The following is a 26,442-nucleotide window of genomic DNA, read 5'->3' as shown; positions in this document are numbered from 1 at the left end:
TTGATTTGTAATTATCCTTACTTTGGTTTAATATGTTTTTAGATAAAAACACTGTACGTTTCGAATTTTAGGAGGAGAGAATGTAAATGAGTAAATATACTTGGGTTGAAAAAGACACATGCATCGCATGTGGCGCTTGTGGAGCAACGGCTCCAGACATCTACGATTATGATGATGAAGGTTTGGCAGAAGTTATCTTTGACGGCGATGCTAACCATGGTGTCAAAGCTATTCCAGACGACTTGTTTGACGATATGCAGGATGCATGCGATGGCTGCCCTACAGATTCAATCAAAGTAGCGGACGAGCCTTTCAATAAAGAGGGCTAAGCATTTCTCACATGAACACAGAGCACTTTCTTTTGTCTTAACGACAAGGGAAGGTGCTTTTTTTGCATCATTGAACTGTGATTATCTGACTATGGATCAAGGACGAACATTGTCGAACCCCCTTTTTTCCACCGGGTACTCAAGTCCTATGGATTCAACGCCTGGTTATGCCGATATATAATGATATACGGAAAAAGGCGAAATAGTGGAGGATCGGATGCAAAATACTCATCTAAGAACATATGTCAAGAAACATCCCGACAATAAAATGGCTTGGTACTTGCTCGGAAAGGAGTATTTGGGCGAAGGACAGGAGGCCAAAGCCAATTATTGCTTTCAGCAAGCGGGCGAGGTTTATGAGGCATTTGAACGCAGTAAAGCTCCTGCTGACATCTGGGTAGACTATCAGGATAAACTGGTCGAGATGTCCGAGCAAAAAGAGAAAAAACAACGTAGACGCAAAATGTGGCTTACGTTGTTCATGCTGCTTGTGCTGGCAGGTCTGCCACCTGCGGACGCTCCGGGTTTCAGTCGGGAAGCTGCTGACGCGCTGTCAGCAGCACTGGAATCCACGGATGAGATCCCTGACCCTGTAGGAGCGGATCAACAGGCTGAGACTGCATTCATTGCGCCAAGCAATGTGTTCACCGCTGCGGCATTTGGTGGAGGCAACCATGGCGAGGCTGCGCTCGCAGCTGCCTGGTCCGGGTCTGGCCCGAAAGTAGAGACCTCTGCTGTACTGGGTATGCAAACCTCGGATGACTGGTCTTTATGGAAGCGAAATATGCCTGTGAAATACATAGTTCAAACCAATACAAGCGGGAAATTAACTGCACAGAGTTATGATGCCAAGCAATGCAACTGTGAACCTCCTGAAATTACACCGAAAATCAAAAAGATGGCCTTGGCGTGGACCGCCAAGCAGGAAGCTGCTGCATCATTATCAAGTGCAATCGTTGCCTATCGTAAAAAAAATGACGCTTGGCCCAAGAGTGTAACGCAAATGGCCCAGCCATTTCCGAATAATATTCTGGGAGAGACTGCGCCAGGGATGACCGAGATGTTTCCGAAGCTGTTAGCTTTGCATCAAGGAAAGGCACAGAAAGGAAAGAGCAATTCAAGTGGTAAAGAGAACGGTTCAACATCTTTGGATTCGTCTCAAGGCAAAAATGCTGCTTTTGCAGATACGCTGGGAGGTCAGCCTTTTTTGCAGGAACCGCTGGAGATGGTCATTGATAAGGATAAACATAAACTTGCATTAATCAGTGGGGATACCATTGTTCGTATATATGATGTGGGACTTGGCGGTGATCAAACACCGGAAGGTTCATTTATCATCACAGATAAAGTGGTCAATCCGAATGGACGCTCGAACGGTGAGTTTGGAAGCAGAGGTATGCAGCTCTCGAATACGAATTATGCCATCCACGGGACCAACGAGCCAGACAGTATCGGACTGGATGAGTCCCTTGGATGTGTGAGAATGCGTACAGAAGATGTAGAAGAGTTATTCGCTCTTGCTCCGCAAGGCACTCCGGTACGCATTGGAGAAGATGTACTGCCAGATCTGACGCTTGTTCCAGAAGCAAAGCAGCGTTATCAGCATACGCTTGTTCCAAAGCAAAATAATCCGAACAAAACGTATCACTGGCTGAATTGATCTGTTTGATATGTAGAATCAGAAGGATTCAGCCTGAATCATCTACATGTTGGCAATAATGATAAGAGCACCAATGATGATGATCAAGCCGCCTACACTGGCTGCAGTCCATGCAATGGCTTTGCGATTCACTTCTTCTTTCTTTTGCTGTAATGCAGGTGGTTTACGTTTGGGAGCCATGAGTTATTCCTCCTTATTTGGAATAGAACTGGTGTAGAGTAACCATGCTCTCATTGTAAAGAATTCAACTCGTCATTTCCAGTGGGCGGGTGGATTTCTTGTGAGCATTTTGTATTATTCGATTTGTGCTGTCTATGCGCAAACTACTTTCCTTTTTAATAAGAAACAGATAAACTTGTGAGTAGAGTGTTTTTTTACATATGAAAAGACGGAAAACGGCTTTTTGGCGTACCGGACCAGAACGGAGTGAGTGATTTGTTATACAGAAGTCTTGCTAAACCTTTGTTGTTCAAAATGGACCCTGAACAGGCCCATCATCTGATTATTGGCGGCCTTAGTGGCGTGGGTAGCATCCGTCCGGTTCCTTCCGGACTGCGAGTGATGTACGGCGTTCGTGAAACGTCTGATCTGGCTGTTGACATGTTTGGGTGTCATTTCCCTACACCTGTTGGTCTGGCTGCGGGTCTGGACAAAAACGGACAGGCCGTAACGGGCTTTTCTTCCATCGGATTTGGATTCATGGAAGTGGGAACCGTGACACCACTTGCACAACCAGGTAACGATCAACCACGGCTGTTCCGATTGCCTCCAGATGAGGCTTTGGTGAACCGAATGGGCTTCAACAATCTGGGTGCGGAAGCCATGGCAGTTGAATTGGCACGTCTACAGGATCGGCGTATTCCAGTGGCTGTTAACATCGGCAAGAATAAGGCAACGTCTAATGAGGAAGCTCACCTGGACTATTCGAAGTGCATTCAGGCACTATACGATTATGCTGATCTATTCGTGGTTAATATCAGTTCACCAAATACACCGGATTTGCGTAATCTGCAACATGGGAATGAATTGAAGGAACTGCTCGCTGCGGTTATGAACGAGATGAACGTGCAGCATGCACGAGCGGGCGGAGCGACCAAATCCGTTCTGGTGAAGATTGCACCGGATGTGAATGATCAGGAACTTGAATATATGGTTCGCACAATTGCAGACAGCGGTGTTGCTGGCATTATTGCAACGAACACAACCATCAGTCGTACAGGACTTTCCCATCAACATGCAAAAGAGACTGGCGGTCTGAGCGGTAAACCTCTACGTGATCGTTCGACGGAGATTATTCGCCAGATCTATCGCCAGACGGAGGGAAAACTTCCGATTATCGGTTCAGGTGGCATTTTCACAAGTGAGGATGCATACGAGAAAATTAAAGCCGGAGCAAGCTTGGTCGAAATATATACAGCATTGATCTATGAAGGGCCTGAGGTGAATCGGCGCATTCATGCCGGACTGCGTGAGTTGCTGCGCAAAGACGGTTATCGTCATATCTCCGAAGCGGTTGGTGCAGAACATCGTTAAGAAGGATTGTGAATCCCCGGAATGAAAATATAGAAGCATGGAAGAGCGTAAAATGGTTCGGGACTCTTCCCCCCACCAAACATCATGTATAATGGAATAGAACAGGGGAAGCTATAGAGACAGGAGGCATAAGCATGGACGGTAGAGACTGGGGTACATTTTTACTTCCTTATGAACAAGCGGTAGAGGAATTAAAAGTCAAGTTTAAGACAATGCGGGCGGAACTGAAAAAAAGGGAAGAGTATGCCCCTATTGAATTCGTTACCGGTCGTGTCAAAAAAATATCCAGTATTCTGGAGAAATCCAGAAGACTGAATGTGTCGCTTGATGACGTGGAAACAGGCATTGAGGATATTGCAGGTATCCGCATTATGTGCCAGTTCGTAGATGATATCCGCCGGGTTGCCGAGTATATTCGAGGCCGTAAGGATCTCACGGTATTAATTGAGAAAGATTACATTACGAATTTCAAAGAGAGCGGCTATCGCAGCTTCCATATGATTATTGAGTATCCTGTTCAGACGGCTCTGGGACAAAAGAAAGTTTTGGCCGAGATACAGATCCGGACGCTTGCCATGAACTTCTGGGCTACCATTGAACATTCGCTGAGTTACAAGTTTCGCGAAGGGTTACCTGATGAGATGAGAACCAGGCTGAAAAAAACGGCTGAGGCCGCGTTTATACTGGATAACGAGATGTCTGCGATTCGTCTACAGATTTTGGAGGCGCAGAAGGCATTTGAGGATGATTCCAATATCGTGTCAAGAACATTGAATATCATTCATCAATTATACTTCTACCACCTTGTCAGTGAAGCAATTGAAGCACAGAAGCGATTTAACGATTACTGGGAACGGCATGATATGGAAGGGCTCAAAGACTTGCTGGATGACGTGAAGAAACTTCTGAACAACGCCAGAAAGGGCGAAAACCCGGATGAGCATCTATGAGCCACTGTACATTGACTACTTAATCTACTTCAATCGGGATCAGGATTATTTCGAGTGCCATGAGGTGCTGGAAGAATTGTGGCTTGAACGTAACCGGGATTCTCTCTATAAAGGGTTGTTGCAAATTGCAGTTGGTTTATACCACTTCAGGAATGGCAATCTCCGCGGAGGAACGATGATGTTACAGAGCTCACTTGATCTTCTGGAACCTTATCCTGCTACGATTCTGGGCATTGACCTAGGGGCTTTGGTACGGGATGTACAGGGGATCGTGAAGCAACTGTCTCAATCAGATGTTCAGTCTGTGACTTACAGGGATTTGTCCATACGAATTGTTGATAAGGTCTTAGAACAAGAGATATCTAGAAGATCGCTTGAGCTAAAACCTAATATTCCGCAGCGCCGGAGTCCTACCAGAGGGCGAATATACGAAGAGAAGATGAAGGCGATGGATCAGAGTAAAAGTTGAATCGTAATCAGCGTTAACATTCAAATGAGCATCCCATGGATATGAAGTTCCATGGTTATGAAACACCCCGACGATTCCTGTAAAGGGAACGATCGGGGTGTTTTTGAATGTTGCGTCGTATTCAGATGATTGCAGGTGGCAGAGCTTGTCCTTCAACAGAACAGTCGGTGATACAATGTGCCTGATTGATACTTGTGGAAACGGATCTATCAGTTAGCTTGCCGAAGGAGCGGCACTGCCTTTATATTTTTGGAAAAATTGTTTGTAATCATCCAGCGTGTAGCCCTGGTCACTACCATTCTCTTGCAGTCCACCAACCATACGGTCTTTCTCGACACCAGCCTCATAATAGACGAGTGTAGGTGTGAACTCGATATTGTAATCGGTCCATCCTGCTTCGAATTCACGCAGATTGAACTGCGGAAGCTCAATACCTTCACTGTCAACCAGTGGCATCAACTGAGGTGTTGTGGCACGGCAGTGCGAGCAATCGGAAGCAAAGAAATAAACAAAAAAGCTGTCTTTGTTATCGATTTTGGCTTTGAGATCAGTGGGCACAATAATTTGTTGATAGTTGGGATCACTAAGTAGCTCCCGTGTAGCTGGATTAAGCTTGGAAGCAGCGATGCCATAAGCATTTTCCACTGAATCCATCTGTTTCTTGGATTGCTGGTCTACGACAACCAGTGCTGCAATCATAATGATTAAAATACCCAGGAAAATAAGGATCGCAGCACTTTTCTTTTTCTTCTTGGATTTCATTGGACATCCCCCATCGATCATATCGAAATATAGTTTGGGCAAAAATAAAGGTTGGGATAATATGCATAAACACCCGGATTTTTGCTCAGGAATCAATCTACTTGCCATTATACTACATTACACGCTGTAGTGGAATAGATACGATATGATAGGAAAGCAAAGCTTGGATATGATAAAATAAAACGATATTGCAATCTTACCAAGACAGGATGAGTGGGAATATGGGTGTAAAGTTACCTTTGATATTTGCTGAGCGAATGAAAAGTTTGCTGGGTGATGAGTTTGAACAATTCATGAAATCTTATGAACAGTCTCCTCATGCGGGACTGAGAGTGAATACGCTAAAAATATCGATGGAACAATTCGATGAGATTGCTCCGTTTGATCTAAGACCTATTCCGTGGTGTGAGACAGGATTCTATGTACCTCATGGTGTTAAACCGGGGCTGCACCCTTATTATCATGCAGGCCTGTATTATATACAGGAACCAAGTGCAATGGCTCCCGTTGAATTATTGCAGGTGGAGCCTGGAGATCGTGTGCTTGATCTGTGTGCTGCTCCCGGAGGGAAAACAACACAGATTGCTGCAAAGCTGCAAGGCAAGGGTGTACTTGTCACGAACGATATCCATGCTGAACGCACCAAAGCGCTGGCCAAGAACGTGGAATTGTACGGGGTGCGTAACGCGGTTGTTTTGAATGAGTCGCCAGAGCGGATCGCAAATGCATTTCCTCATTATTTTGACAAAGTATTAATTGATGCGCCTTGCTCAGGTGAAGGCATGTTCCGCAAGGATGAAGACATGGTGAAATCGTGGGAACATCATTCGGTGGAAAAATGTGTGCTCATGCAGCGGGATATCTTGGAGACTGCGGCACGGTTGCTGGCCCCGGGAGGAACCATCGTATATTCGACATGTACCTTTGCGCCGGAGGAAAATGAAGCGATGATTGCGGAGTTTCTGAATGTAAACCTTGATTTCGTAGTAATGGACATTCCTGAAGAGACGGGGTTCGCTCCAGGACGTCCGGAATGGGTACGTCAGATGATGCCAGAGAAGGCAGAGGAGACGGAAGCTGTACTGGATCAAACGCGTGGCACCGCAAGATTGTGGCCTCACCTTTTGGAAGGAGAGGGACATTATCTCGCTGTATTGCAGCATCGTGTAGGGCAAGAAGTAGAAACAGATCAACCTGGAGTAGTTAAAGAAGGAGCAATGGAGTATGGACAGGTCGTGGATGTGTCCAGGATTGAAGTAGAGGGGAACAAGGATCACTCTATTGCTGCTTCTTCAATTGCTATAACCAAGGCTGATCGTAAAAAGGAACGTTTATTGCGAATCGAATCCCGAGAGTCCCATGACAGACAGGCTGGCGGCGGCAAGAATTCGGGTAGACAGAGCAAAAAAGGTAAAGATCACGGTGGACGTAAATCGGAACGGGGTCAGGGACGCGGAGCTGATTCGGCAAGTATGGATCTGGTTGCGATCTACACTCAGTTTGTGAAAGAACAATTGGAGATTGAGTTAACTGGAGAGACGGTATGTTATGGAGATCGGGTGTATCAATCATCGGTTGGTGCAGCTCGGTTGGAGGGATTGAAAGTCATTCGTCCAGGTTGGTTTATGGGCATGATCAAGAATGGACGATTTGTTCCGTCACACCCGCTTGCATGTGCTCTGAATGCATCTGAGGCACGGAGAAGCGTGAATCTGTCATCCGCTGATGGCGAAGCCGTGAGATACCTCAAGGGTGAAACGTTAAATATTGAAGAAGAACGAGTGGTGCTCAAGGCGGATACGGTTGCCAAAGGGTACGTTCTTGTATGTGTAGATGGTTATGCCGCTGGCTGGGGAAAATGGCTGGATGGTGTACTGAAGAATGAATATCCTGCAGGCTGGAGGTGGACATCGGTATGAGTGGAAAAGGTAAACAAACGTTGCGTCTGGACAAAATATTAAGCCATATGGGTGTGGGAACACGAAGTGAACTCAAAAAGATGGTGAAACAAGGCAGAATCCATGTGGACGGCAAAGCGGTGAAAGACAGTGGTGTACAAGTGAATCCCGAGGCCAACGTCATTGAAGCCGATGGCGAGCGGATTGTGTATCGGGAGATGATCTATCTGATGTTGCATAAACCTCCGGGTGTTGTGTCTGCTACGGAGGACAACAGAGATAAGACGGTACTGGATCTGCTGCGGAAAGAGGATCGGGTGTTCAATCCTTTTCCTGTGGGACGACTGGATAAGGATACGGAGGGACTGCTCATTCTTACGAATGACGGTCCACTTGCCCATGATCTGTTATCTCCACGCAAACATGTACCCAAAACCTATGAAGCCCGTGTGCTGGGAAACGTGGATGAAGCGGATGTACAACGTTTCAAGGCGGGCATTCAATTGGATGACGGGTACGAGACGCTGCCGGCCGAACTGACTATACTTGGTCAGGAAGAAACGGAAGAAGGCACGGTCTCGTCGATCTCGCTTATTATTCATGAAGGGAAGTTTCACCAGGTAAAACGTATGTTTCAGGCGGTAGGCAAGCGTGTGGTTTATCTGAAACGCGTAGCCATGGGTGAGCTGGACCTAGCTTCCGATCTTGCTATCGGAAGCTATCGTGAACTAACCGCAGATGAGTTGAGTCTTCTGCGGAAGTAAGGGTTTGGGTGGGTGCGACTACTAACAGATGAGGATGAAGCCAGAATGACTTATAAATTAATTGCACTTGATGTAGATGGAACATTGCTGAATGATCATCATGAACTTACCGAATGGACTCAGGAGACCTTGATCCAAGCTTCCCGTCAGGGAGCAGAGATTGTTCTGTGTTCAGGTAGAGGTCCTGCCAACACGATTCCTTTTATGGAGCAGATGGGACTGGATGGATATGTGATTACACATAATGGCGCCGTTACCGCGCAAGTGGATACTCGTGAGGTGGTCCATCATTTTGCATTAGATGGACAAGGACTGGAGCCGATCATATCCTACTGTCGAGCCAATGGCGTGCATTTTGATATCAATACGGCTTTTGGTCTGTATGTGGATCAACCGGAAGGTTTGGGTTTGCAGGTGCGTGAGATGTATTACAACTTTATGGCAGAGCCACTGAAGTTACCTAAGTGGGTTGACATGACAGAACCGCTGGCGAAATTTACTGCATTTGGTCCGATTGAACAGATGGATGCAGTACTTCAGGAATGGTCTACTTGGAATCTGCCTTATTATATGACACGGAGTGGTGACTTTTTTATTGATCTGATGCATCCCGAAGCGTCCAAAGGCGCTGCGCTTAAAAGGCTTGCCGAATCGAAGGGAATCATGCCTTCGGAGATTATGGCGATTGGTAACTACTTCAATGATATTACGATGCTGACTTTTGCGGGCAAAGGCATTGCCATGGATAACTCACCGGACGAGGTGAAAGCTGCTGCGGACGAGGTTACACTCTCCAATAACGAGCAGGGTGTGGCACACGCAATCCAAAAATATGTGTTATCCGTTTAACCTTACATCTTATATTTGAAATGCACGCTTCCCTCATAATCTACCGTCCTCAGGGGCATCCTAAGAGAATACCGTTAGGAATGGAGGAGGGCACGTGATGAAATATGATGTGGAATTGGTTGCAGACCTGCGGACATCAGGTGGAGAAGTACAGGACGTGATGGTCAATGGACAATATGCAGGCTCACTTTTCCTTGTGTACAGAGAAGGAGATCGTTTATCAGGTAGTCTTCAGATCGAGCAGGAGTCTCTGCCAGAGGGTACAGAGGAATTTATTGTGGAAAAAGTGCATGCCTATGTCCGATCTCTTGCAGATGCGTTGGAAGCTGCGTATTATGAAGTGCTGGTTAGTTGTGGCTCATTACATACGGTTCTGCATAAGTCAGAGACAGTGTGGCCGTCTGAAGATATGAATCATGACGAACGCTATGACGATATAGATAGCAGTGAAAGTAAGGTAATTCCTGTTTCACAAGCCGAATCGTTTACATATGAAGATCGGGATCAGGTTCTGGAGATGGAAATGGTAAGCGCAGGACGTAGCATATCGACGTATATATTCAATGATGTTGAAGGGCAGGAACTTGCAGAAGCTTCCTTAAAACAATATGGCGCTGATGTACAAGGTGAAATACACTGGTATGACGAGCCGGAAGAGAATCAATTGGAAGCTGCGGCAGAGTTGCTGGTTCGAGAGCTGGATGAAGATATCATCGATACGATTACAATCCGCATGTGGCATCAGGGCAACGAACTCGAGACGCTAGAGTGGGTACATCGCGATTTCTCCGAGGATTTGGAGGATACCGATGAATCGGATCTGGACGAGCTGGAAGCTGCTGAAGAAACATGTTATGTCATGCTGAAGCGTAAGGATCGGGAGTTCCGGGTATATGAGCTGTTTCTTCAGGAGCGAGGTGGATTGCCTGTGGGAACAGCAACAATAGACACTTCTCAATCCGATCTGACGGGATACATTGATTACGAGGTTCCTGGAACCAGTGTGCAGCGAAAGAGCCTGGTCGAAGTGTTGATGCAGGAGTTGGACAAGGAAATGGAGTTTGACACCTTGCACCTGACGATGTTGTATCGAAATCAGATTATTGATGAAGCCAGAATAGATGGGTAAAGGGCAACCGCCTTTTACCTTTTTTTGTTCTCATTTTGACGAAAAATTCATTTCCCGGTATAGTACCATTAGTTAAAAAGAGATCAGGAAGCGGAGGAGAACAATGATGCACTCATTCAGGATCAGTAGCGAATATATTAACGATGGTTTTCAAGCGGTTCAGGCGAAGCCGGAAGATACGGAGGATGTGATGTCGCTGCTGGTGGAGACAGCCGAATGGTTACAGAGCCAAGGTTCTTCCCAATGGAATGCTTTGCTTAAAGGTGAAGATTCACATGATACGGCAGGGGCGATTCGCCGTGGGGATGTGTTTGTATTCAAAAAAGGAGCGGATGTAGCGGGGATGGTCATCCTTTTGGTTCAGCCAAGTCCTTGGGATATTCATCTTTGGGGTTCAAAAGCTCATGCCGAGGATGGCGCAATTTATCTGCATCGGTTAGCGATTCGAAGAAAATATGCTCAGAGCGGTCTGGGACGGTCCATTTTGCAATGGTCCAGCAGCGGCATACATTTTGAAGGCAAACATACTGTTCGGTTAGATTGCGGAGCGAGCAATGCTACGTTGAACTCCTTTTACGCGCGGAACGGGTATACTTTTTTGGGCGAGACCGATGGTTACAGTACATATGAGAAGCCCGTGGAGCTACTGAGCTGAGAGTTCTGACTATCCATTGAATATGTTGACGACAACCACAAGCGATTGACTGCTGAATTAAAGCTTTTGCTTCTGAGGGGAACGTTTCATGAATATGTTGTATATACGAGTTACCGTAATATAGATGTTCCGGCTTCCCTATGTCATAATGGATAGTAGAGCAGTACGTAAGTTAGAAAGGGGGAAACTAACGGTGAAATTGCTGCAGGCGCTTTTCTTTCCTCCGGAGCAGCCCGGAGGTGTATCCTCTATGATTCCGTATATGCAAGAGAGGTTTACAACCCCGAGGTGGGAAATGGATCTGTTCTCGTTGCCAAAGCGAATTCGCAACAAGGGCAGAGAGGAAGTTCAGTTCGAAACGTTTGACTGGACGGAATATCAGGATAGTCCTGTTGTCCAGAAATATATTCAAACTTATCGTGATTATCTATGGTGGACCAAACTGCGTATTCAGAAGCCCTATGATCTGATCCATGCCCACCACCCAATTGCAGGACTTGCGATGAAAACAGTTTTCCCGGATACACCCCTCATTCAGACGATACACTCCAGTTATGAACGAGAATTAATCCTTAATGGACGCATTGAAACGGATGGTCCGGAGCATCGATTCCTGCTTGCGATATATGGTGAGCTGGAACACCAGGCAGAGCGTCTCTTGACGGTGTCGGATTCGTTCCGCCGTTATCTGGCTCCCTATGTGAAGGAACCTGATGTCATCGGTGTGATTCCCAATGGGTTTGATGAGAAGCGCTTTAAGCCGATCCCTCATGATAATGCGATACCACAGCTGGTCACGGTATGTCGGCTTGTTCCGGCGAAAGGGTTGGATATTCTTTTCAAAGCTTGTGCGGAACTGAAGGGCCGAGGTCATGATTATGTGTTACATATTATAGGAGATGGACCGATTCGTCCTGATCTGGAAGAATTGGCGCAGCGATTGGGGATCTATAATGAGACCATTTTCTATGGTTACACACTGCACCCTGAGGAATTCATGCCATTCTTTGATATTTTTGTACTTCCTTCACGGGCAGAAGCATTTGGTTCCGTCTTCGCTGAAGCGGCGCTAAGTTGTCTTGCCCTTGTGGGTACGGATGTAGGTGGTATACCGGAACAGATCGAGAACGGTAGCAATGGGTTGCTTGTACCGGCAGAAGATCCTTCTGCATTGGCTGAAGCGCTTGAAAAGGTGATGCTGGACCCGGCTTATCGTTATGAACTTGCCCGTTCGGCGTGTGAAAAAGCCAAAACACATTACTCGCTCGGCAGATCGGTGAATGAGCTGAAAAAGATGTATCTACAGTTTCCCAGCTAAGCCTAAACATAGAGCAAAAAGTGCGAGCCGCTGTGATAAACAGCGGCTTTTTGTCATGTTTAAGGAAAGAGAGTCTGCGTAATGACTTGTGTTCATGAACTAAACCGATGCTTATCCTCCTCATGAAGTACATGGACCGTGTGATTTATATATTGTTGCGTTTACGAAAGGCGCCCCAGCGGTTCAGTACCAATTTGGCAGCCCAAAACAGTGCCATACTTCCGAAGATAGGGTAAAGGATGGATAGCAGCGAACTGAATCCAAACTGACTGAGTGAGTAACACAACAGCATAATGGTTAATGTAATGAAACGGGGATGGACACGTATATGTTGTCTGAGTTGCAAGGTCATTCCATAGATATCGGCTACAAAGGTACTGAATATTTCCATGAAAATAAGGGATACATATACAGATTGCACTGCCCATCCAAGTTGAAAGGCAATGCTACCCATAGGGATTTCGAATTGGATGATGCCGGGCATCTGAGCTGACATGGCAAAATGAGCTGCCATCAGCATGAAACCAACGCCAATTCCACCCAATACTCCACCCCACTTCAGCACATTCCGACTACGGATCTGGTTACCTACTGGCACAAGAACAGCTTGAGCCAACACCAGATTGAACGAAGTATACAACAGTGGAGACAGCCACACTTGAATAGGGTTTGAGTCTGTCGTCAGTGTAATGAATCGGGAAGCACCTGGATGATGGATGGTACTGGTGATCATGAGCAGAGATAACAGGAGCATCATGGGCACGACGATGCTATTCATTTGTAGGATGGCCTGAATGCCCCGACCGAGAAGCAGATATGTCCCTACAAGTGTGACGATCAGACCTGTCTGATAATGCAAACCCAGATGTTCGACAAAAACGGAACCTGCTCCGGCAAGCATGACACTGTTCACGCCAATGAGAATGAGAAGGGTCACCCAGGTGATCCATTTGCCTGCCTTGTGGCCGAATAAATGTTTGTTCAGATCCTCATAAGAGCGGGACCCGGTATCGTGAGCGATCAGCATCATTTTGGTACCTAACCAGACAAAGAGCATGGTGGATAAGCCTATGGTGATGGTGGCCCATTTGCCATACTGGGTAAAAAACTGCAAAATTTCCTGCCCTGTAGCGAAGCCGGCTCCAACAACCGTTCCAATGTATGTAAATGCGATCTGCAGCACCCGAAATGCCTGTTTCATGTGTTTCCCCTCTCAGGCCCCTGTTTAGTTTGGACATGCGGGTACCATGGTACAAGGTATGCTTGACCCACGAAAGTCATGACAATCGATAATGAGCTTTGGCTTGAATTGCGTCTCAAGGACAGCGCCCAGGCAATTTCGCTTGAACTTATAGATAGATATATGATACTTTTACCTCATAGGATAGGCTTGGGAGGTCAAATCATGGAATTATTGAAACGACGAATTTTACAAGAAGGTGTGGTTATCTCGGATCAAGTATTAAAGCTGGATGGTCTGTTGAACCACCAAATTGATCCTGCATTAACGATGGAGATGGGACGTGAGTTCGCTGCCCGTTTTCGTGAAAGTGGAGTGACTCGGGTAATCACGGTAGAATCCTCAGGGATTCCGGTTGCGTTTGCCGCAGCCTATGAACTTGGGGTACCCCTTGTATTCGCCCGTCGCAAAAAAACACTTCTGGCTGATCCTGATGCTTACTGTGAACGCGTACCGTCTTTTACTAAAGGAATTGTAACTGACATTATGGTATCCCGCGAGTTCATTCATGAGCATGACCGCATTTTGTTCATTGATGATATCATTGCCAATGGAGATGCCGCTCGTGGCGTCATCAAAATTATCGAGCGTTCCGGTGCGGAACTCGTCGGATTCGGCGTTGTGGTCGAGAAAAGTTTTCAGGCAGGGGCACGCACGATTCGTGAACAGGGTATTCCGGTGGAAGCCTTGGTACGCATTCGTTCCCTGAACGATGGAACAGTACAATTTGACGATAACGAAATGTGACATTTTAAAGGAATAGGGCCTATTTTTTGAACTATGCCTTTGCATGACCGCGGATTTCATTTATAATGGGGTTATGTTAGGGAGAGGAGGCAACACCATGGGGAACCAACCGGCAACAGAACAATTTTTTAATGATAAGCTGGCGGAATCGAAAGTTCATTTTGAACGTGCCCTGGATTGTAAACATACGGAATTCGATGACCTTTATCCCTATATGATTGAACATCCTCAATTTTTCTGGTACAAACGCTATGTTGCCTGGTCAGAATTACTGACGATTGTAGGCTTGTGCGAAGAGTTGTCCTTCTCTTGGAAAGAACAATTTACACCGCATCAAGTGGAGTACCTTGAAGAACGTGTGATGTCCGCCAAAGTGCTTGATTTTTGGTTCGAGAAGAACGACAGCAAAGAGCACGCTCAGCGGTAACTTTCAGTCGGGACATAATTTCGAATGACATGACAGTCCAATACAGTCACGTGAGACCTAAATGACATTTCATTTAGGTCTCTTTTTGTAAATAATTTGGAATATAGGAGCCATGAAGATGATTAGTGATACAGAATTGGACGCCCTGCGTCTGTCAGGTGAGAAAGTTAGAGTCGTACGGGACGAGCTGGAATCGAATGACGTGAAGGGGATTGTGGTTGCCTGGGATGGCGAGCAGGTACTTATCCGTCGTCAGAATCGACGTGTCGTTAAGCTGGACCGAGGTTACAGCTATCAGCTGTTCAGCGAGCCGCGCCAGAGTCCACTTAGTGAGTAACAGCTTATAATTATGGCAGGGCGATGAGCGTAAAATGTTTGGAATTACCATGATTTCTTGGCATAATTGGCTCACTCGGGAGAGAAGATAGGTACAGTGAGGAAGATCTGTAACTATAGCCGAGAGGGTGTGCTACAAGCCATGACATTGATGAATGATAAAGTTCATGCCTACAAGGATCAGATTGGAGCATTAAGCGATGTGCTGCCAGGTGTGGTGAAGTCGTATCATGAGTTTACCGGAGAATGTTTCCAACCTGGCGTGATTGATGCGAAGACAAAACAGCTAATTGCACTCGGCATTGGATTATTCGCCAACAATGAGGTATGTACCTTCTACCATGTAGAAGAAGCCCGCGCCAAGGGTGCAACAGATCAGGAGATTATGGAGACCGTAGCCGTGGCCGGAGCTGTAGGAGGAGGACATGCCCTGTCTCAGGGTGCGATGCGAGTGCAGAAGGCGCTGCATTAGTAAGCAATGCAACATACATTTTTAAGTGCAAAAAAGGCATCCGGTTAATAACCGATGCCTTTTTGTGTGTGAATTACATTTTACCTAACATTTTATCGTACATAAACTGTCCAGTTACCCGACGTGCTGTTACGTAACGATCATTGAAGTATGGATTCGATAACTTCGTGATGCTTACACCTTTACTGCTGGAGGCATGAGCGAATTGTCCGCCGCCGATATATACACCTGTATGTGAAATGCCTTTGCCCATCGTATTAAAGAACACCAGATCACCTGTTCGAACATTGCTTTTGGCTACCGGAGTACCTGCTTTGGCTTGCTGTTGCGAAGTACGTGGCAATTCAATGCTGTATTTGTTGAAAATATATCTCATAAACCCAGAACAGTCGAAGCCGGCTACAGTCGTGCCACCCCATTTGTAAGGTATACCTGTCATGTTGTTCACTACGGAGTTGATACTGCTTGCCTCTGTGCTTGTTGCCCCGGATGTAAATAATACAGCTGCTCCAAAAATGGAGATAATCAGTTTTTTCAAAATCAATGTTCTCCCTTCGATGCCTACGGAGTTAGCTAAGGGTTCGGTAGAAGGTTCCCTATATTTCCTATGTATAAGAATAATTCACCCAAATTGGTTCCCCCGTTTTCAAACATGAAACTCGGCAATGAATAATTAAGTTTTTGTAACTATTTGAAACTATATTGCATAAATGCGTAATTGTCAAACCCATTTAAACCCTTTCTTAATACCTCAATGTTAGCGGAATTAAGGTTTTTATATGAAAAAAGGGATCAAGTTTGGTTATCATTCATGACAAAAACGTCATTATTGATTCGTTTAAGACGAATTTGGATAAATAGATAGGTTTGTCATGAGTTAAAAGAACTATTCCGTTATGTAGAATTAGAGAGATTATATTCATTAAGTTGCATATATTGACAAACATCGATTTTTTGCATATTATCTGATTATCCAATCCACATATTGGATTAAAATTGATTTTATTATGCGATAAATACAAATAAAGGAGGCTTAGGGACGCGTATCATAGGTAAAGTAGAAGTGGAAGATTTATAAAAACGAACATAGGAGAGTGTTACATTTGAAAGCGAAGAAAATAATTACTTTTGTTCTGGCATGCACGATGGTGTTCTCGGCAGTTGGAATGGCAGTTCTCCCTGTAGGGACGGTATCTGCTGCGGATGCATCCGGTACGACAGCAAGTATTTCTGATATTTTGAAGAACCAGCTGCCGGATGGAGGTTGGAGAAAAGATATAAACAAACAAGTGGAGAGTGGGCGAAGTCCACGATTGACAACAAGGCTACATACTCAGAAATTAGAAGATTGGCGAAGGAATTTAAAAAGACGAATGATCCGCGATACTCTACAGCTGCAATCAAAGGGATTAATTTTTTGATCAACATGCAGTATTCAAACGGGGGATGGCCACAAGTTTACCAAAGCTCCGGATATCACAAGCATATTACTTACAATGATGATGCCATGATTAATGTAATGATCATGCTGGATGAAGTAGCAGCACGCAAAGGTGATTTCTCGTTTATCGACAGCACACTTGCTAATCGCAGTAAAAATTCAGTTGCCAAAGGTGTGGAGGCGATTTTGAATACACAGGTCGTTTCAGGCGGTAAGCTGACAGCATGGGGACAACAACATGATTCCAGTTCCCTTAAACCAGCGAGCGCAAGAATCTACGAAGTGCCATCGCTGACAGCTGGAGAGAGTGTAACGATTGTTGAATTTCTGAAAACCAGACCTGCTAACGCTAAAATCACGGCGTCCATTAAAGGAGCGGAGGATTGGTTTAACAAGGTGAAAATTACGGGTTACAAGTATGAAAGAGCTAATGGAGATAGTAAAATTATCGCTGATTCCAAAGCTGCACCGATTTGGGCACGCTTCTATGAGATGGGAACGGATAAACCAATCTTTATTGGTCGTGACGGGATAGTTAAATACAATTTAAGTGAAATTGATAAAGAAAGAAGAGGCGGTTACGCATGGTATGGCAACTGGCCTTCCAAGCTGTAATTTGTAGTATGCCTCAGGTTTGATGAACTAGTAAATGATTAGTGCGATAAGTAAAGCCCGGATCAGACATGGACGTCTGGCTCGGGCTTTATTGTTATTATTTTCAGTCTTGACATGATAGATTGCACATGATATATTATTTCTTGTCGCCGAGATTGATTACGGAGATACAATATGCGGTCGTGGCGGAATTGGCAGACGCGCACGGTTCAGGTCCGTGTGGGCTAACCCCCGTGGAGGTTCGAGTCCTCTCGACCGCATCTAATAAAAAGACTCCTCAAGCTAACGCTTGAGGAGTCTTTTTTGTTTGCATTTTTTGATATAACACCAACTTTAGACTTGAGTGTCCAAGAGGTTAGTGCTTAGCTGCACGTACAGCAAATGGTCTTCCATCAGCGATACGGAACGTTTATTGTGCTGCGGTAACATTAACGCTGTCAATATTCGGTCCTTCCGATCCAGTGGTAACCACTTTCAATGTATTGGTCCCCGTGTTCATGGGGACCTGTATTGTTTTTTCAACCCAAGTGGACCAGCTTCCCGTTGCCGTAAAGGGCTCGTTGCTGATGACTTTGGTTCCGTTAACAAAAATGTCGAGGTTACGGGTTCCGCTTTCCAGCGCATAACGAAACTTTACGTTTTTGGTACCTGTGGTAGTGTTATTAATGCCGTTCCATTGAATGGCTGAACCAGTCATCGCATTGAAGTTGACATACCCGGAGCCAGTGTAACCGGGGTAGATCGTTTCAATGGTAGCTTCCGTAAGTGATGTTCCGGTCTCGGCTTCATACGTAGTGCCACTGCCTGTATTCCCACCGCTATTTCCGCCAGTAATGTTGGCAACAAACGTTGTTACGCTCTGAGGCGGGAGCTGTGCCGTGAAGGCTCCATTGGATACGGTAAGCGCGTTTCCGCTTGCCAGGTTTCGACTGCTGTCCGTAATCCATGAGGACACAGTAGAGGCATTACCATTCTGCAGAACGAATTTTTGGCTTGTAGCTGAAGTTCCACGGTTAATCGCCACGACGACTACTTTGTTATCACCTTTATAGGCTGAGACAAAGGTGTTCGTATCCGGATTTTTCGTTGCATCGACTCGCAGGTAGCCTGGACGCACGAATTTAGAGAAATGAGCCATATTATACCCGCGTTTGCTTATGGTACCGTCCTCTTTCATCGGACCATACTGTCTGCGGATGTACCACCACACGTAGGCTTGGAAGTCACCTTCTACCATGGCATTGTGCATGTGATAGGAAACGTCTAATGCTTCAGGCCAGCGGTCTGCTGAGTTGTTGTCACTGTTCGGAACATACACCTCAGTCATCCACAGTTCTTTACCGGCTCCTTTTTGCTTAAAGAGAGGGTAGGCAAAATTCGAAATCTGGGTTCCATACGTATGTGCTCCCAGTATGTCCATGTTGGCAAGCGCCTGCGGATCATTCAGGATTGGATCGGATATGTTCTTTAAGTACTGGAAGGATTCAGGCGCCATGACTTTGGTACCTTGAATGGACCCGGCATTTTCTTTCATGAATCGAAGGATCTCTTGTGGAGTCCACCAGGTCCAGTCATGAGCATAATCCGGTTCATTTTGCACAGAAATGGAATACAGATCTACGCCGTTATTTTTCATGTAGGTTACAAAGTCGTTCAGATGTTGCGCATATGCGGCATATTTGTCGTATTTCAGACGTTTGGCATTGGTGTCCCCATTGCGGTTGAACGTTTCAACCATGCTGCTCGGAGGATTCCATGGGGATGCAAATACGATAGCCCCCTTTTCAATAGCACGTTTGGCTGTGGCAACTTCACGATACCAGTTATTAGAATCTGGATCGACGTAGATCCTGAGAATGGAGAAGCCTAACTGATTCTGATCATTACCAAAAGCAGTTTCACGTTGAGCGGGGGTCAGATCACCAATCCAGGCAGGAAGGTTAATGCCCCCAAAGCCCTTGATCAGTTGTTTTTCCGAGGATAAATTAATGTTGGCATCGCTGGCTGCTGACACATGTGTCGGGGTTAACATCAAAGGCAGGGCTGTTAAACAGGCCAAAAGAACATTAATCGTCTTTTTTAGTTTGAATTTCACTACTTTCATCCTCCTCGATAATGGTAAATGGTTACATGGAGAAACCGCGACCAGGGATAACAAACAAGAATAGCGGATTGTCTGGCATTTATTTTATGTAAACCCTTTCAAAACCTCCTTCCATAAATCATAGGAAAGAAATGCAGCACATAAGCTCTTTCATTTGTTGATTCTACTAAAAAATTCCTGAACTGAAAACCTGACAAATTACAGTATTTTTTCTAATTAATCTCTATTTTCTAACTGTTCAATGACAGTTCTTGTCTGAATGCTAAGGAGAAAACGGGAATGGTGGGGATCTTCGCTTGAGATAGAGGTCTCCAATGGCTGGGATATTGTTATTAAGGAAGGCTTTGGCTTACATATTCCTCCCTTCATTATCAAACAATGAGATCACAGAACTTACGGGGAGGGAATCATGATGAAGGAACAGAGAAAGAATTATCGATTCATTGCAGGTATCATGGCATTGTTGATTGTGATTTACGCAGGCATATCGGCAGGAGGGCCTACAGCGGCAGCTTCAGAGTCCCCATCGAATCACAAACGCTTAGCGATTATCATCGATGATGTTGGTAATGACATGAAGGGTACAGCAGAGATCCTGGCGATGCCAGTTAAATTAACGGTAGCGGTCATGCCTTTTTTGCCAACAACAAAGAAAGATGCGATAGCTGCACATGAAAAAGGGATGGATGTGATTGTGCACATGCCCATGGAACCCAAGAAAGGAAGACCTGAATGGCTGGGCCCGGGTGCAATCACATCCAATCTAACCGATGAAGAAGTCCGCTCTCGCGTGGAGAAAGCGATTGATGATGTGCCCCACGCAATTGGCATGAACAATCATATGGGTTCCAAAATTACTTCGGACAAACGCATCATGTCAATTGTGCTCGATGTATGCAAGGAGCGGGGCCTTTTCTTTGTAGACAGCCGTACGAACTTTCGCACCGTAGTGGGGGAACTGGCCATATCCAAAAATATGCCACCTGTAGGTAATGACATTTTCCTGGATGATCAAAACTCCAAGCAACACATTCGCAAGCAATTGGATATGGCAGCTCAGCGTGCGATCGACAAGGATATCTGTGTTGTCATTGGTCATGTCGGTCATTCGGGGATGAACACATCCGCAGTGATTCGTGAATCCGTCTCCCGTCTGCAAAATCAGGTTCAATTTGTAGGAATTGGTGATCTGGTTCGGGATGTGTGGAACTGGCGTGCTGCGCCTACACTACCGACAGATAATAAATAATGCCGTTGGCAATAGATTGGGCGATTCGTTTTTGCTCAGCGGGATCACTCATTCTGGCTCGATCTTCGGCATTGCTCAAAAATCCGGTTTCGACGATGACGGCAGGTTGCTTCACGTAATTCAATAAATAAAAGGGCTTGCCCCATACAACGCCGTGCTCCGTTCCGAACAACTTGTTCATGGCGTCTTGAATGGATTGGGCCAGCAAATAACTCCTGCCTTCCTTCTGGTGTAGTACCACCGGGCCATGTGCACCTGATCGGGGACTCCAGTTCGCATGAATGCTGACCACGATATCTGTACTTACTTCTTCGCTAAGGCTTTTACGTTGGGCAAGATCTCTGGTATGACGGGAGCGGCTTTTCAGCCAGCGGTTCTCATCACTAAGTGCATAATCACCAAGGCGATTGATGATGACGGCATACCCTTTGCTGCGAAGCAGGAGATAGATCTTTTGGCTAATGGCGAGGTTGATATCTTTTTCCAGCACACCTTGGGCTGACGTACCACCGTCAATACCGCCATGGCCTACATCGAGCAGGATAACCGGTGCTGCAAATGCATGATGACTTGAGCGATAAGCATCTCCATCGGTCACCGGCAGCATGGATGGACTGTTCTGGGACGGGGTGGGAAAGCAATGGAAGCTGATTAGCAAGGCTACCGAAGCGGTCAGCAGCTTATACATGGGAATACACACTCCTTCATGAAATAGGTACCGGATGCAGATTAATGGCTGTTTGGATACCTTTGGCATTAGACTGTGCATTTTGAGGTTTTTCATACCCCTTTCAATAAAAAATGTTTAACCATTGCACATCTTGCGCACAATAGAACTATCGTAAGCTCCGCAAATGTGCAGGAGCGAGGGAGGCAGATGTTATGGCCAAAAGTGATGAATTGGTAAAATACATTACGCAGCGTGTTGTTCATTATATCGATACGCCGAAGGATGAGCGGAAAGATCGCACCAAAAGGAAAGAGCCGTGGGCGATGAAGTGGTTTGGTATGATCCCTTTCGCTGTATCCCTGTGGGTGGGTAAAAAGGAAAAAGAATTCGATACACAGTCTCATAAACGAAGTTCTTCGGGCAAAGGGTAACTATCGCTTACCTATTTCACTCAGCGAGTTTAAGGTCACGCCCTAATGTAGAACCAAAAGACGCAATCCCTTTAATACATGGGAAGGCGTCTTATTTGTTGTGGATGTTTATGTTTTAACGTTATCTGAATGAGCTGTAGAGTTAGCTGATGCTTAAGGTTTCAAGATGTAAAACTGACCGTCTTGTTGTAATGTGCTCAAAGGAACAAAGCGTTGAATGGATGATTTTCCACCTAATGCTATATAAATGGACTCTGCTTCCTGATCTGTATGCCATAGCTGATAACCGCTAACGGGTAGAGGACCACCGTATACGACGTTATGATCACCCGCTGAGAAAACAATCTCTTGATTCTCCCCATGTTGTATCACATCTTGTGCCCGGTCGGCAGCAACAGGTTTGGAGGTAATCCACAACAGATTGTCAGCCGGATTGAAGACGGGTCGCAGATGAAGTGGATCGACTGATAAAGATGGCGTTGTGGATAAATCAGTTATGCTGGCAGAGTTCTGTTTGGAATCAGCCTCCAGCAGGTTCAGGAACTCTGAGGGTAGTACATCTCCGTTCGTAGCATCAATATAAAGTGCAGGATGATTAGGTTGTTCCACTTTCCAATAAGCTAGCAGGGGAAGAGCATAACCAAGATGAAGCTCTCCTCCGCCAGCAAGTAATGCCTCAAAGTTCACATGTTGTCGATCCAAGGCTTGTCCAAGAAGTTCATTGTTGTATGGTGACTGTTCTCCATGACCATATTCACTAAGCAGCAGCTGTCCCTGTTCTATAGCTGTAATTATCATATATCCGATCGGTTTGCCTTCAAACTCAGCTTGCACGAGCCAGCTATGTGTACCCGGCCCCAGAGGGTAGAAGTCCAGGTCGGCGTTCTTCCAATGTGCTTCGGCGGTACCTGTACCAAGTGTGACAGCTTGTTGCTCTGCAAACCGTTGCACAGCAACGGGAGCTAGCTTTTCATTCTGAATGGCATGACGTTCGGGACTATACTCTGTTGATGATGCGGGAGATAGTGAAGACGTTTTTTGTTCCTCTGCATCGGCTATCGACCAAAAAGAGAATAGGGCAAGACAACTGAGCAAGCCCAAGGTTATAGAGGTTGTTTTCCGAGCGTTGTTGCAACACGTATGAAAGAATCGTTTCAAATTTACACCTACTTTTCATTTATCCGTTACCTGAGCGCGTCCTAATTTCATTCTATGGGACAGGCTATGCAAAGGTTGCTGCAACCTGTCGGGCGGCTAATCATGAATAAACACTACTTTTGCCAGCATTTGCAGGAAAAGTAGTGTCTTCGTCTATCTTTCGTTTATCTTAAGTGAAACATACCGCTGCTAATGGCAGTCACTTTCACTTTGGGCTCATATTGCCAGATCATCTCGGTTCGGCGTGTCTCATATTGCAGTTTCATGGCTTCACGATCCATAACCGCCTGCTTCGCTTTCTCTTCTTCGGCATCTGTCTCGGTGTCGATCGGTACTGCGGCCTCTGCCGCCAGTTCTACATCTGCTCCAATAGGTTTAGCGTTATTTATATCCACAACTTTTTTCAGTGATGCAGGTGGTGTGCGGTCAGAATGGACATTCTGATTCTCCGTGACTGAGGTTATGTTACCTGGTGATTCTACCTCAGGCGTATCTTCCCGGAGTACCGCCTCATAATAGGTGTCCAACACGTCCAGCTCCAGATCAAGCCGCTCTTGGGCTTTCTCTGCCCAGCTGTAATCGAGTTTCTGCAAGCGGTTCGTCAAATGAGATTCCAAAGCAGCTCCGGCATCGGATAACGAAACTTTCGCTGTCTGCACATGCATGTTCTCCGCAAGCCTCGGACTAAGATCACGTCGGTTCAGCTTAGTGCCGAATTTCTCTATAATTTCACCCGAGCGAAGGGAGATGCCGAGAAAATGCAATTCCTCCCGTTTCAAGTCACAGGCGAATTCCACCTTGAAACATACACCGAGCCAAGGCTCATATACGGCTGGCGCTGTAGCGCGCAATTGCCGTTTGGCTGCCTGTTCGAACAGGTTTACGAAGGCACCGCCTTCTCGGGCTGCACCGAAAATCTGTTGTAACCTGCGACTGCCATACACCACATCTTCGCGCAATATACGTCCCGGTCCCAGCTGTGGCAAGGAGGGAGTGATGCCGAAGTAACGACCCAGAATAGTGTCCTTTGGTGGCTCACCTGGGGTATTTCCGTTAGTTACGCCATTCGTACCCGCAGGGTCAGTTGCAACCGGAGGTGATGTTTGCGCTGCTTTGGCTTCTGCTGCTTCAATGGCCTGCTGATAGCTGTCAGGATCAAATATAAATGTAAAGGACATCGTCTCAGCGGGTGCTCCGGTTCGTTCAACGAACCCCCAATAATAGGGGCGATTGGTCAACGCTTTGTCCGCCTCAGGCGAGAGTTTGACTGTAACATGGGCAGGGGAACGCTCCATAATCTGACAATCCAGTGCTTCCAGATAGGTGAGAACATAAGCCTGTACTTCATGGGGAGACATGGTCATGGGTCAGCTACCTCCTTTGCGAAGATCTAACAACCCGGATACGGCAGGCCCTTCATCTGAAACCTCACGTTGAATAGAGTTCAACGATTGTCCAAGTGAATCCATTTTGCGGCGAATATCTTCATCAGTTTGTGATTCCAGCATAATCTTGTACAAACTTTTCTCAATAGACTCCTTCTTCTCTAACCGTTCCAGAATTACATCCAGCCCGCCGATCACCATTTCAAACATATTGATCTTCTCATGCAGCAGACTCAGAATATGTTCCTCAATGGTTCCCGTCGTAGATAAATTAAAAATGTTCACGTCATTCTGCTGTCCCAGCCGGTGTACCCGACCGATCCGCTGCTCAACCCGCATAGGGTTCCAAGGCAGATCAAAGTTGATCATATGATGGCAAAATTGCAAATTGATGCCCTCACCACCTGCTTCGGTTGCAATCATGGCCTGCACACGCCCGCGGAAGAGATCCATCATCCAGTCTTTTTTGCCTCGATTCATGCCACCCCGATAGGGTACAGCCGTAAGCCCATTGTTGCGGAAATAGTTTAGCAGATACTCCTGCGTGGCCCGGTATTCGGTGAAGATAATTACTTTTTCATTCATGTTCCGAACCAGCTCCATCGTTTTCTCCGCTTTGGTATTCTCCTTGATCGCTTTAATATGGGCAACGAGTTCCCAAATCTTGTCCCGAAGGGGAGAGTCCAGCGGAAGTTTCTTCGACAGGTTAACCAGCGTCACGAATACAGCATCCCGACTGCTGCACACTTCACGCTGCAATGTAACAAGGGAGAGCATGCTGCTCAGGTTACCGCCAGCTTCCTGGTACTGGTCTTTAACAAAGGAAGTCACGCCATCATAAAGCGCTTGTTCTTCGGGCGATAGTTGCAGATTCACGTTGGAGACGTTCCGTTTGGTAAATTGAACAGGGCCTTCGCCGCGGCGGTTACGAATCATGACTTTGGATAACTCGTTCTTAAGCTGTTCCTGATTTTTCGGAACCCGTTTGTCTACAACAAAGTTGGCCGCAAAGTCACCCTGACGACCCAGTTGACCGGGCTTCAGCAGGTTGATCAGATTGAACAATTCACTCATATCGTTCTGCACAGGTGTAGCTGTAAGCAGCAGACAATACTTTTTGCGCAATTTCAGCATGAATTGATAGTTGGTTGTTTTCTTGTTTTTGAGCTTATGAGCCTCGTCAATAATAATCATGTCGTAATCGGTATTCAGCAGCATATCTTTATGCGGGTCACGTTTTGCTGTATCCATGGAAGCAACAACCACTTCATTTTGCCAGGAATAGGCCTTTTTCTGGGCAATGGCAGGGATGCCGAATTTTGAATTCAACTCCCGAACCCATTGCAGCACAAGAGACGCTGGCACAAGAATGAGTACCTTGGATACGAGACCCCGAACCATATATTCTTTCAGAATGAGACCGGCTTCAATGGTTTTGCCAAGACCCACCTCATCGGCGAGAATTGCCCGGCCTGACATTTCAAATAATACTCTGCGTGCAGTGTCCATCTGGTGAGGGAGTGGAGTAAGGCCTTGTAGATGCTTCAAACACTGAATTTCGTCAAAATTGGGAATCAGGTTGGTCTCTTCCGCTTGAATGCCGAGTTGAAAGAGTCGGTAATCCCCCCAAGGACCTCCTTTATCCAGTCTTGATTCCAATTGATTAATCCAGCTTCGATCAAATTCCAAGGGAACGGGCAGCTCGGCTACAGGTTGATTCATGTGTTGCGGGTTTTTCCGGTTCATGGTGTTTCCTCCCCTGCCATACGTGATGACGTTTTATTCGTAGGTAATAGTATGGACGAATGAGAGTCAGTTCATAACTATATAAGTTGAACTACATTTTATTTG

General features: G+C 46.0%; 28 protein-coding genes, 1 tRNA gene and 1 riboswitch. Of the genes, 20 read left to right on the top strand and 9 right to left on the bottom strand.

The window, feature by feature from the left end; genetic code table 11:
• The first annotated feature begins 86 nt into the window (after positions 1–86).
• Both J2Z28_RS07345 and J2Z28_RS07340 read left to right on the top strand, forming a co-directional pair.
• Positions 87–329 (top strand): ferredoxin, encoded by a 243-nt coding sequence (locus tag J2Z28_RS07345; protein WP_017689369.1) that lies wholly within the window; start codon positions 87–89, stop codon positions 327–329.
• A 217-nt stretch (positions 330–546) separates the two neighbouring features.
• On the top strand, positions 547–1,989 hold the full coding sequence (locus J2Z28_RS07340; RefSeq protein ID WP_211081755.1) for a L,D-transpeptidase family protein: 1,443 nt from the start codon (positions 547–549) through the stop codon (positions 1,987–1,989).
• Positions 1,990–2,031: 42 nt separating this feature from the next.
• Here J2Z28_RS07340 and J2Z28_RS07335 read toward each other — a convergent pair whose 3' ends face one another.
• Positions 2,032–2,169 (bottom strand): hypothetical protein, encoded by a 138-nt coding sequence (locus J2Z28_RS07335; protein WP_017689367.1) that lies wholly within the window; start codon positions 2,167–2,169, stop codon positions 2,032–2,034.
• 255 nt (positions 2,170–2,424) lie between these two features.
• On the opposite strand from J2Z28_RS07335, the gene J2Z28_RS07330 reads away from it, so the two are divergent.
• The 3 genes from J2Z28_RS07330 to J2Z28_RS07320 all read left to right on the top strand — a co-directional run bounded on the left by J2Z28_RS07330 (position 2,425) and on the right by J2Z28_RS07320 (position 4,941).
• Positions 2,425–3,522 carry a quinone-dependent dihydroorotate dehydrogenase gene (locus J2Z28_RS07330; protein WP_211081754.1) on the top strand — a complete coding sequence of 366 codons (1,098 nt, stop codon included), beginning with the start codon at positions 2,425–2,427 and terminating at the stop codon, positions 3,520–3,522.
• 134 nt (positions 3,523–3,656) lie between these two features.
• The gene (gene yjbM, locus J2Z28_RS07325) at positions 3,657–4,472 is read left to right on the top strand and encodes a GTP diphosphokinase (protein WP_036609636.1); all 816 of its coding nucleotides are present in this window, start codon (positions 3,657–3,659) and stop codon (positions 4,470–4,472) included.
• The gene (locus J2Z28_RS07320; protein ID WP_211081753.1) at positions 4,459–4,941 is read left to right on the top strand and encodes a DUF309 domain-containing protein; all 483 of its coding nucleotides are present in this window, start codon (positions 4,459–4,461) and stop codon (positions 4,939–4,941) included. The genes yjbM and J2Z28_RS07320 overlap by 14 nt, the downstream gene beginning before the upstream one ends.
• A gap of 213 nt (positions 4,942–5,154) precedes the next feature.
• On the opposite strand, the gene J2Z28_RS07315 is transcribed toward J2Z28_RS07320, so the two are convergent.
• Complete coding sequence (locus J2Z28_RS07315) at positions 5,155–5,703, bottom strand: thioredoxin family protein (RefSeq protein ID WP_047842389.1); 549 nt, start codon at positions 5,701–5,703, stop codon at positions 5,155–5,157.
• 221 nt (positions 5,704–5,924) lie between these two features.
• Here J2Z28_RS07315 and J2Z28_RS07310 point away from each other — a divergent pair, with 221 nt between their 5' ends.
• The 6 genes from J2Z28_RS07310 to J2Z28_RS07285 all read left to right on the top strand — a co-directional run bounded on the left by J2Z28_RS07310 (position 5,925) and on the right by J2Z28_RS07285 (position 12,316).
• The gene (locus J2Z28_RS07310; RefSeq protein ID WP_211081752.1) at positions 5,925–7,622 is read left to right on the top strand and encodes an RsmB/NOP family class I SAM-dependent RNA methyltransferase; all 1,698 of its coding nucleotides are present in this window, start codon (positions 5,925–5,927) and stop codon (positions 7,620–7,622) included.
• Positions 7,619–8,365: a pseudouridine synthase gene (locus tag J2Z28_RS07305; RefSeq protein ID WP_211081751.1), complete on the top strand. Its 747-nt coding sequence runs from the start codon at positions 7,619–7,621 to the stop codon at positions 8,363–8,365. Before J2Z28_RS07310 ends, J2Z28_RS07305 begins: the two co-directional genes overlap by 4 nt.
• 45 nt (positions 8,366–8,410) lie before the next feature.
• Positions 8,411–9,214 carry a Cof-type HAD-IIB family hydrolase gene (locus J2Z28_RS07300; protein ID WP_211081750.1) on the top strand — a complete coding sequence of 268 codons (804 nt, stop codon included), beginning with the start codon at positions 8,411–8,413 and terminating at the stop codon, positions 9,212–9,214.
• Positions 9,215–9,311: 97 nt separating this feature from the next.
• The gene (locus J2Z28_RS07295; protein WP_211081749.1) at positions 9,312–10,343 is read left to right on the top strand and encodes a hypothetical protein; all 1,032 of its coding nucleotides are present in this window, start codon (positions 9,312–9,314) and stop codon (positions 10,341–10,343) included.
• Between the two features lie 106 nt (positions 10,344–10,449).
• The gene (locus J2Z28_RS07290; protein WP_211081819.1) at positions 10,450–10,998 is read left to right on the top strand and encodes a GNAT family N-acetyltransferase; all 549 of its coding nucleotides are present in this window, start codon (positions 10,450–10,452) and stop codon (positions 10,996–10,998) included.
• A 193-nt stretch (positions 10,999–11,191) separates the two neighbouring features.
• Positions 11,192–12,316, top strand: a complete 1,125-nt coding sequence (locus J2Z28_RS07285; protein ID WP_211081748.1) for a glycosyltransferase family 4 protein — start codon at positions 11,192–11,194, stop codon at positions 12,314–12,316.
• A gap of 145 nt (positions 12,317–12,461) precedes the next feature.
• On the opposite strand, the gene J2Z28_RS07280 is transcribed toward J2Z28_RS07285, so the two are convergent.
• Positions 12,462–13,517 carry a YkvI family membrane protein gene (locus tag J2Z28_RS07280; protein ID WP_211081747.1) on the bottom strand — a complete coding sequence of 352 codons (1,056 nt, stop codon included), beginning with the start codon at positions 13,515–13,517 and terminating at the stop codon, positions 12,462–12,464.
• A 204-nt stretch (positions 13,518–13,721) separates the two neighbouring features.
• Between J2Z28_RS07280 and J2Z28_RS07275 the strand changes: the two genes are divergently transcribed.
• The 4 genes from J2Z28_RS07275 (at position 13,722) to J2Z28_RS07260 (ending at position 15,538) form a co-directional block, all read left to right on the top strand.
• Positions 13,722–14,303: a xanthine phosphoribosyltransferase gene (locus tag J2Z28_RS07275; protein ID WP_211081746.1), complete on the top strand. Its 582-nt coding sequence runs from the start codon at positions 13,722–13,724 to the stop codon at positions 14,301–14,303.
• 97 nt (positions 14,304–14,400) lie between these two features.
• A complete protein-coding gene (locus J2Z28_RS07270; protein ID WP_036609615.1) occupies positions 14,401–14,730 on the top strand; it encodes a hypothetical protein in 330 nt (109 codons plus the stop codon).
• Between the two features lie 118 nt (positions 14,731–14,848).
• Positions 14,849–15,067, top strand: a complete 219-nt coding sequence (locus J2Z28_RS07265) for a hypothetical protein (RefSeq protein WP_036609613.1) — start codon at positions 14,849–14,851, stop codon at positions 15,065–15,067.
• Between the two features lie 141 nt (positions 15,068–15,208).
• Positions 15,209–15,538 carry a carboxymuconolactone decarboxylase family protein gene (locus J2Z28_RS07260; protein ID WP_017689352.1) on the top strand — a complete coding sequence of 110 codons (330 nt, stop codon included), beginning with the start codon at positions 15,209–15,211 and terminating at the stop codon, positions 15,536–15,538.
• A 73-nt stretch (positions 15,539–15,611) separates the two neighbouring features.
• On the opposite strand, the gene J2Z28_RS07255 is transcribed toward J2Z28_RS07260, so the two are convergent.
• Positions 15,612–16,076, bottom strand: a complete 465-nt coding sequence (locus J2Z28_RS07255) for a C40 family peptidase (RefSeq protein ID WP_017689351.1) — start codon at positions 16,074–16,076, stop codon at positions 15,612–15,614.
• A gap of 5 nt (positions 16,077–16,081) precedes the next feature.
• A riboswitch (cyclic di-AMP (ydaO/yuaA leader) is annotated at positions 16,082–16,213 on the bottom strand.
• A 428-nt stretch (positions 16,214–16,641) separates the two neighbouring features.
• Between J2Z28_RS07255 and J2Z28_RS31640 the strand changes: the two genes are divergently transcribed.
• From J2Z28_RS31640 to J2Z28_RS07245, 3 genes are all read left to right on the top strand, one after another.
• Positions 16,642–16,959 carry a hypothetical protein gene (locus J2Z28_RS31640; protein ID WP_342357483.1) on the top strand — a complete coding sequence of 106 codons (318 nt, stop codon included), beginning with the start codon at positions 16,642–16,644 and terminating at the stop codon, positions 16,957–16,959.
• The gene (gene pelA, locus J2Z28_RS07250; protein ID WP_342357482.1) at positions 16,851–17,594 is read left to right on the top strand and encodes a pectate lyase; all 744 of its coding nucleotides are present in this window, start codon (positions 16,851–16,853) and stop codon (positions 17,592–17,594) included. The genes J2Z28_RS31640 and pelA overlap by 109 nt, the downstream gene beginning before the upstream one ends.
• Before the next feature lie 176 nt (positions 17,595–17,770).
• Positions 17,771–17,854 (top strand) — tRNA-Leu (locus tag J2Z28_RS07245).
• Positions 17,855–18,003: 149 nt separating this feature from the next.
• Here the strand turns inward: J2Z28_RS07245 and xynC are convergent.
• On the bottom strand, positions 18,004–19,698 hold the full coding sequence (xynC, locus tag J2Z28_RS07240) for a glucuronoarabinoxylan endo-1,4-beta-xylanase XynC (RefSeq protein ID WP_280530808.1): 1,695 nt from the start codon (positions 19,696–19,698) through the stop codon (positions 18,004–18,006).
• A gap of 454 nt (positions 19,699–20,152) precedes the next feature.
• On the opposite strand from xynC, the gene J2Z28_RS07235 reads away from it, so the two are divergent.
• On the top strand, positions 20,153–20,947 hold the full coding sequence (locus tag J2Z28_RS07235; protein WP_415841445.1) for a divergent polysaccharide deacetylase family protein: 795 nt from the start codon (positions 20,153–20,155) through the stop codon (positions 20,945–20,947).
• Here the strand turns inward: J2Z28_RS07235 and J2Z28_RS07230 are convergent.
• The gene (locus tag J2Z28_RS07230; protein WP_211081744.1) at positions 20,922–21,635 is read right to left on the bottom strand and encodes an N-acetylmuramoyl-L-alanine amidase family protein; all 714 of its coding nucleotides are present in this window, start codon (positions 21,633–21,635) and stop codon (positions 20,922–20,924) included. The two genes, J2Z28_RS07235 and J2Z28_RS07230, sit on opposite strands and share 26 nt — an antisense overlap.
• A gap of 194 nt (positions 21,636–21,829) precedes the next feature.
• On the opposite strand from J2Z28_RS07230, the gene J2Z28_RS07225 reads away from it, so the two are divergent.
• The gene (locus J2Z28_RS07225; protein ID WP_017689331.1) at positions 21,830–22,048 is read left to right on the top strand and encodes a YqzE family protein; all 219 of its coding nucleotides are present in this window, start codon (positions 21,830–21,832) and stop codon (positions 22,046–22,048) included.
• A gap of 153 nt (positions 22,049–22,201) precedes the next feature.
• Here J2Z28_RS07225 and J2Z28_RS07220 read toward each other — a convergent pair whose 3' ends face one another.
• The 3 genes from J2Z28_RS07220 to J2Z28_RS07210 all read right to left on the bottom strand — a co-directional run bounded on the left by J2Z28_RS07220 (position 22,202) and on the right by J2Z28_RS07210 (position 26,337).
• Entirely contained in the window at positions 22,202–23,206 is a 1,005-nt protein-coding gene (locus J2Z28_RS07220) for a hypothetical protein (RefSeq protein WP_211081743.1), read from the bottom strand.
• 164 nt (positions 23,207–23,370) lie between these two features.
• Positions 23,371–24,570, bottom strand: a complete 1,200-nt coding sequence (locus J2Z28_RS07215; protein ID WP_244988151.1) for a YqhG family protein — start codon at positions 24,568–24,570, stop codon at positions 23,371–23,373.
• Between the two features lie 3 nt (positions 24,571–24,573).
• Positions 24,574–26,337: a DEAD/DEAH box helicase gene (locus tag J2Z28_RS07210; protein WP_211081742.1), complete on the bottom strand. Its 1,764-nt coding sequence runs from the start codon at positions 26,335–26,337 to the stop codon at positions 24,574–24,576.
• Positions 26,338–26,442 lie beyond the last annotated feature (105 nt).

Source organism: Paenibacillus xylanexedens (assembly GCF_017874615.1).
Taxonomy (GTDB): Bacteria; Bacillota; Bacilli; order Paenibacillales; family Paenibacillaceae; genus Paenibacillus; species Paenibacillus xylanexedens.
Note: the sequence above shows the minus strand (reverse complement) of the source record. Positions and strands in the feature narration are given on the sequence as shown.

Bases quoted from the DNA above. Each gene is read 5' to 3' on its own strand.
- J2Z28_RS07210 (WP_211081742.1), bottom strand. From the start codon at position 26,337: ATGAACCGGAAAAACCCGCAACACATGAATCAACCTGTAGCCGAGCTG.
- J2Z28_RS07235 (WP_415841445.1), top strand. From the start codon at position 20,153: ATGGCATTGTTGATTGTGATTTACGCAGGCATATCGGCAGGAGGGCCT.
- J2Z28_RS07280 (WP_211081747.1), bottom strand. From the start codon at position 13,517: ATGAAACAGGCATTTCGGGTGCTGCAGATCGCATTTACATACATTGGA.
- xynC (WP_280530808.1), bottom strand. From the start codon at position 19,698: ATGAAAGTAGTGAAATTCAAACTAAAAAAGACGATTAATGTTCTTTTG.
- J2Z28_RS07345 (WP_017689369.1), top strand. From the start codon at position 87: ATGAGTAAATATACTTGGGTTGAAAAAGACACATGCATCGCATGTGGC.
- J2Z28_RS07295 (WP_211081749.1), top strand. From the start codon at position 9,312: ATGAAATATGATGTGGAATTGGTTGCAGACCTGCGGACATCAGGTGGA.
- yjbM (WP_036609636.1), top strand. From the start codon at position 3,657: ATGGACGGTAGAGACTGGGGTACATTTTTACTTCCTTATGAACAAGCG.
- J2Z28_RS07315 (WP_047842389.1), bottom strand. From the start codon at position 5,703: ATGAAATCCAAGAAGAAAAAGAAAAGTGCTGCGATCCTTATTTTCCTG.
- J2Z28_RS07335 (WP_017689367.1), bottom strand. From the start codon at position 2,169: ATGGCTCCCAAACGTAAACCACCTGCATTACAGCAAAAGAAAGAAGAA.
- J2Z28_RS07310 (WP_211081752.1), top strand. From the start codon at position 5,925: ATGGGTGTAAAGTTACCTTTGATATTTGCTGAGCGAATGAAAAGTTTG.
- J2Z28_RS07260 (WP_017689352.1), top strand. From the start codon at position 15,209: ATGACATTGATGAATGATAAAGTTCATGCCTACAAGGATCAGATTGGA.
- J2Z28_RS07275 (WP_211081746.1), top strand. From the start codon at position 13,722: ATGGAATTATTGAAACGACGAATTTTACAAGAAGGTGTGGTTATCTCG.
- J2Z28_RS07225 (WP_017689331.1), top strand. From the start codon at position 21,830: ATGGCCAAAAGTGATGAATTGGTAAAATACATTACGCAGCGTGTTGTT.
- J2Z28_RS07290 (WP_211081819.1), top strand. From the start codon at position 10,450: ATGCACTCATTCAGGATCAGTAGCGAATATATTAACGATGGTTTTCAA.
- J2Z28_RS07230 (WP_211081744.1), bottom strand. From the start codon at position 21,635: ATGTATAAGCTGCTGACCGCTTCGGTAGCCTTGCTAATCAGCTTCCAT.
- J2Z28_RS07270 (WP_036609615.1), top strand. From the start codon at position 14,401: ATGGGGAACCAACCGGCAACAGAACAATTTTTTAATGATAAGCTGGCG.
- J2Z28_RS07320 (WP_211081753.1), top strand. From the start codon at position 4,459: ATGAGCATCTATGAGCCACTGTACATTGACTACTTAATCTACTTCAAT.
- J2Z28_RS07305 (WP_211081751.1), top strand. From the start codon at position 7,619: ATGAGTGGAAAAGGTAAACAAACGTTGCGTCTGGACAAAATATTAAGC.
- J2Z28_RS07340 (WP_211081755.1), top strand. From the start codon at position 547: ATGCAAAATACTCATCTAAGAACATATGTCAAGAAACATCCCGACAAT.
- J2Z28_RS07265 (WP_036609613.1), top strand. From the start codon at position 14,849: ATGATTAGTGATACAGAATTGGACGCCCTGCGTCTGTCAGGTGAGAAA.
- J2Z28_RS07215 (WP_244988151.1), bottom strand. From the start codon at position 24,570: ATGACCATGTCTCCCCATGAAGTACAGGCTTATGTTCTCACCTATCTG.
- J2Z28_RS07300 (WP_211081750.1), top strand. From the start codon at position 8,411: ATGACTTATAAATTAATTGCACTTGATGTAGATGGAACATTGCTGAAT.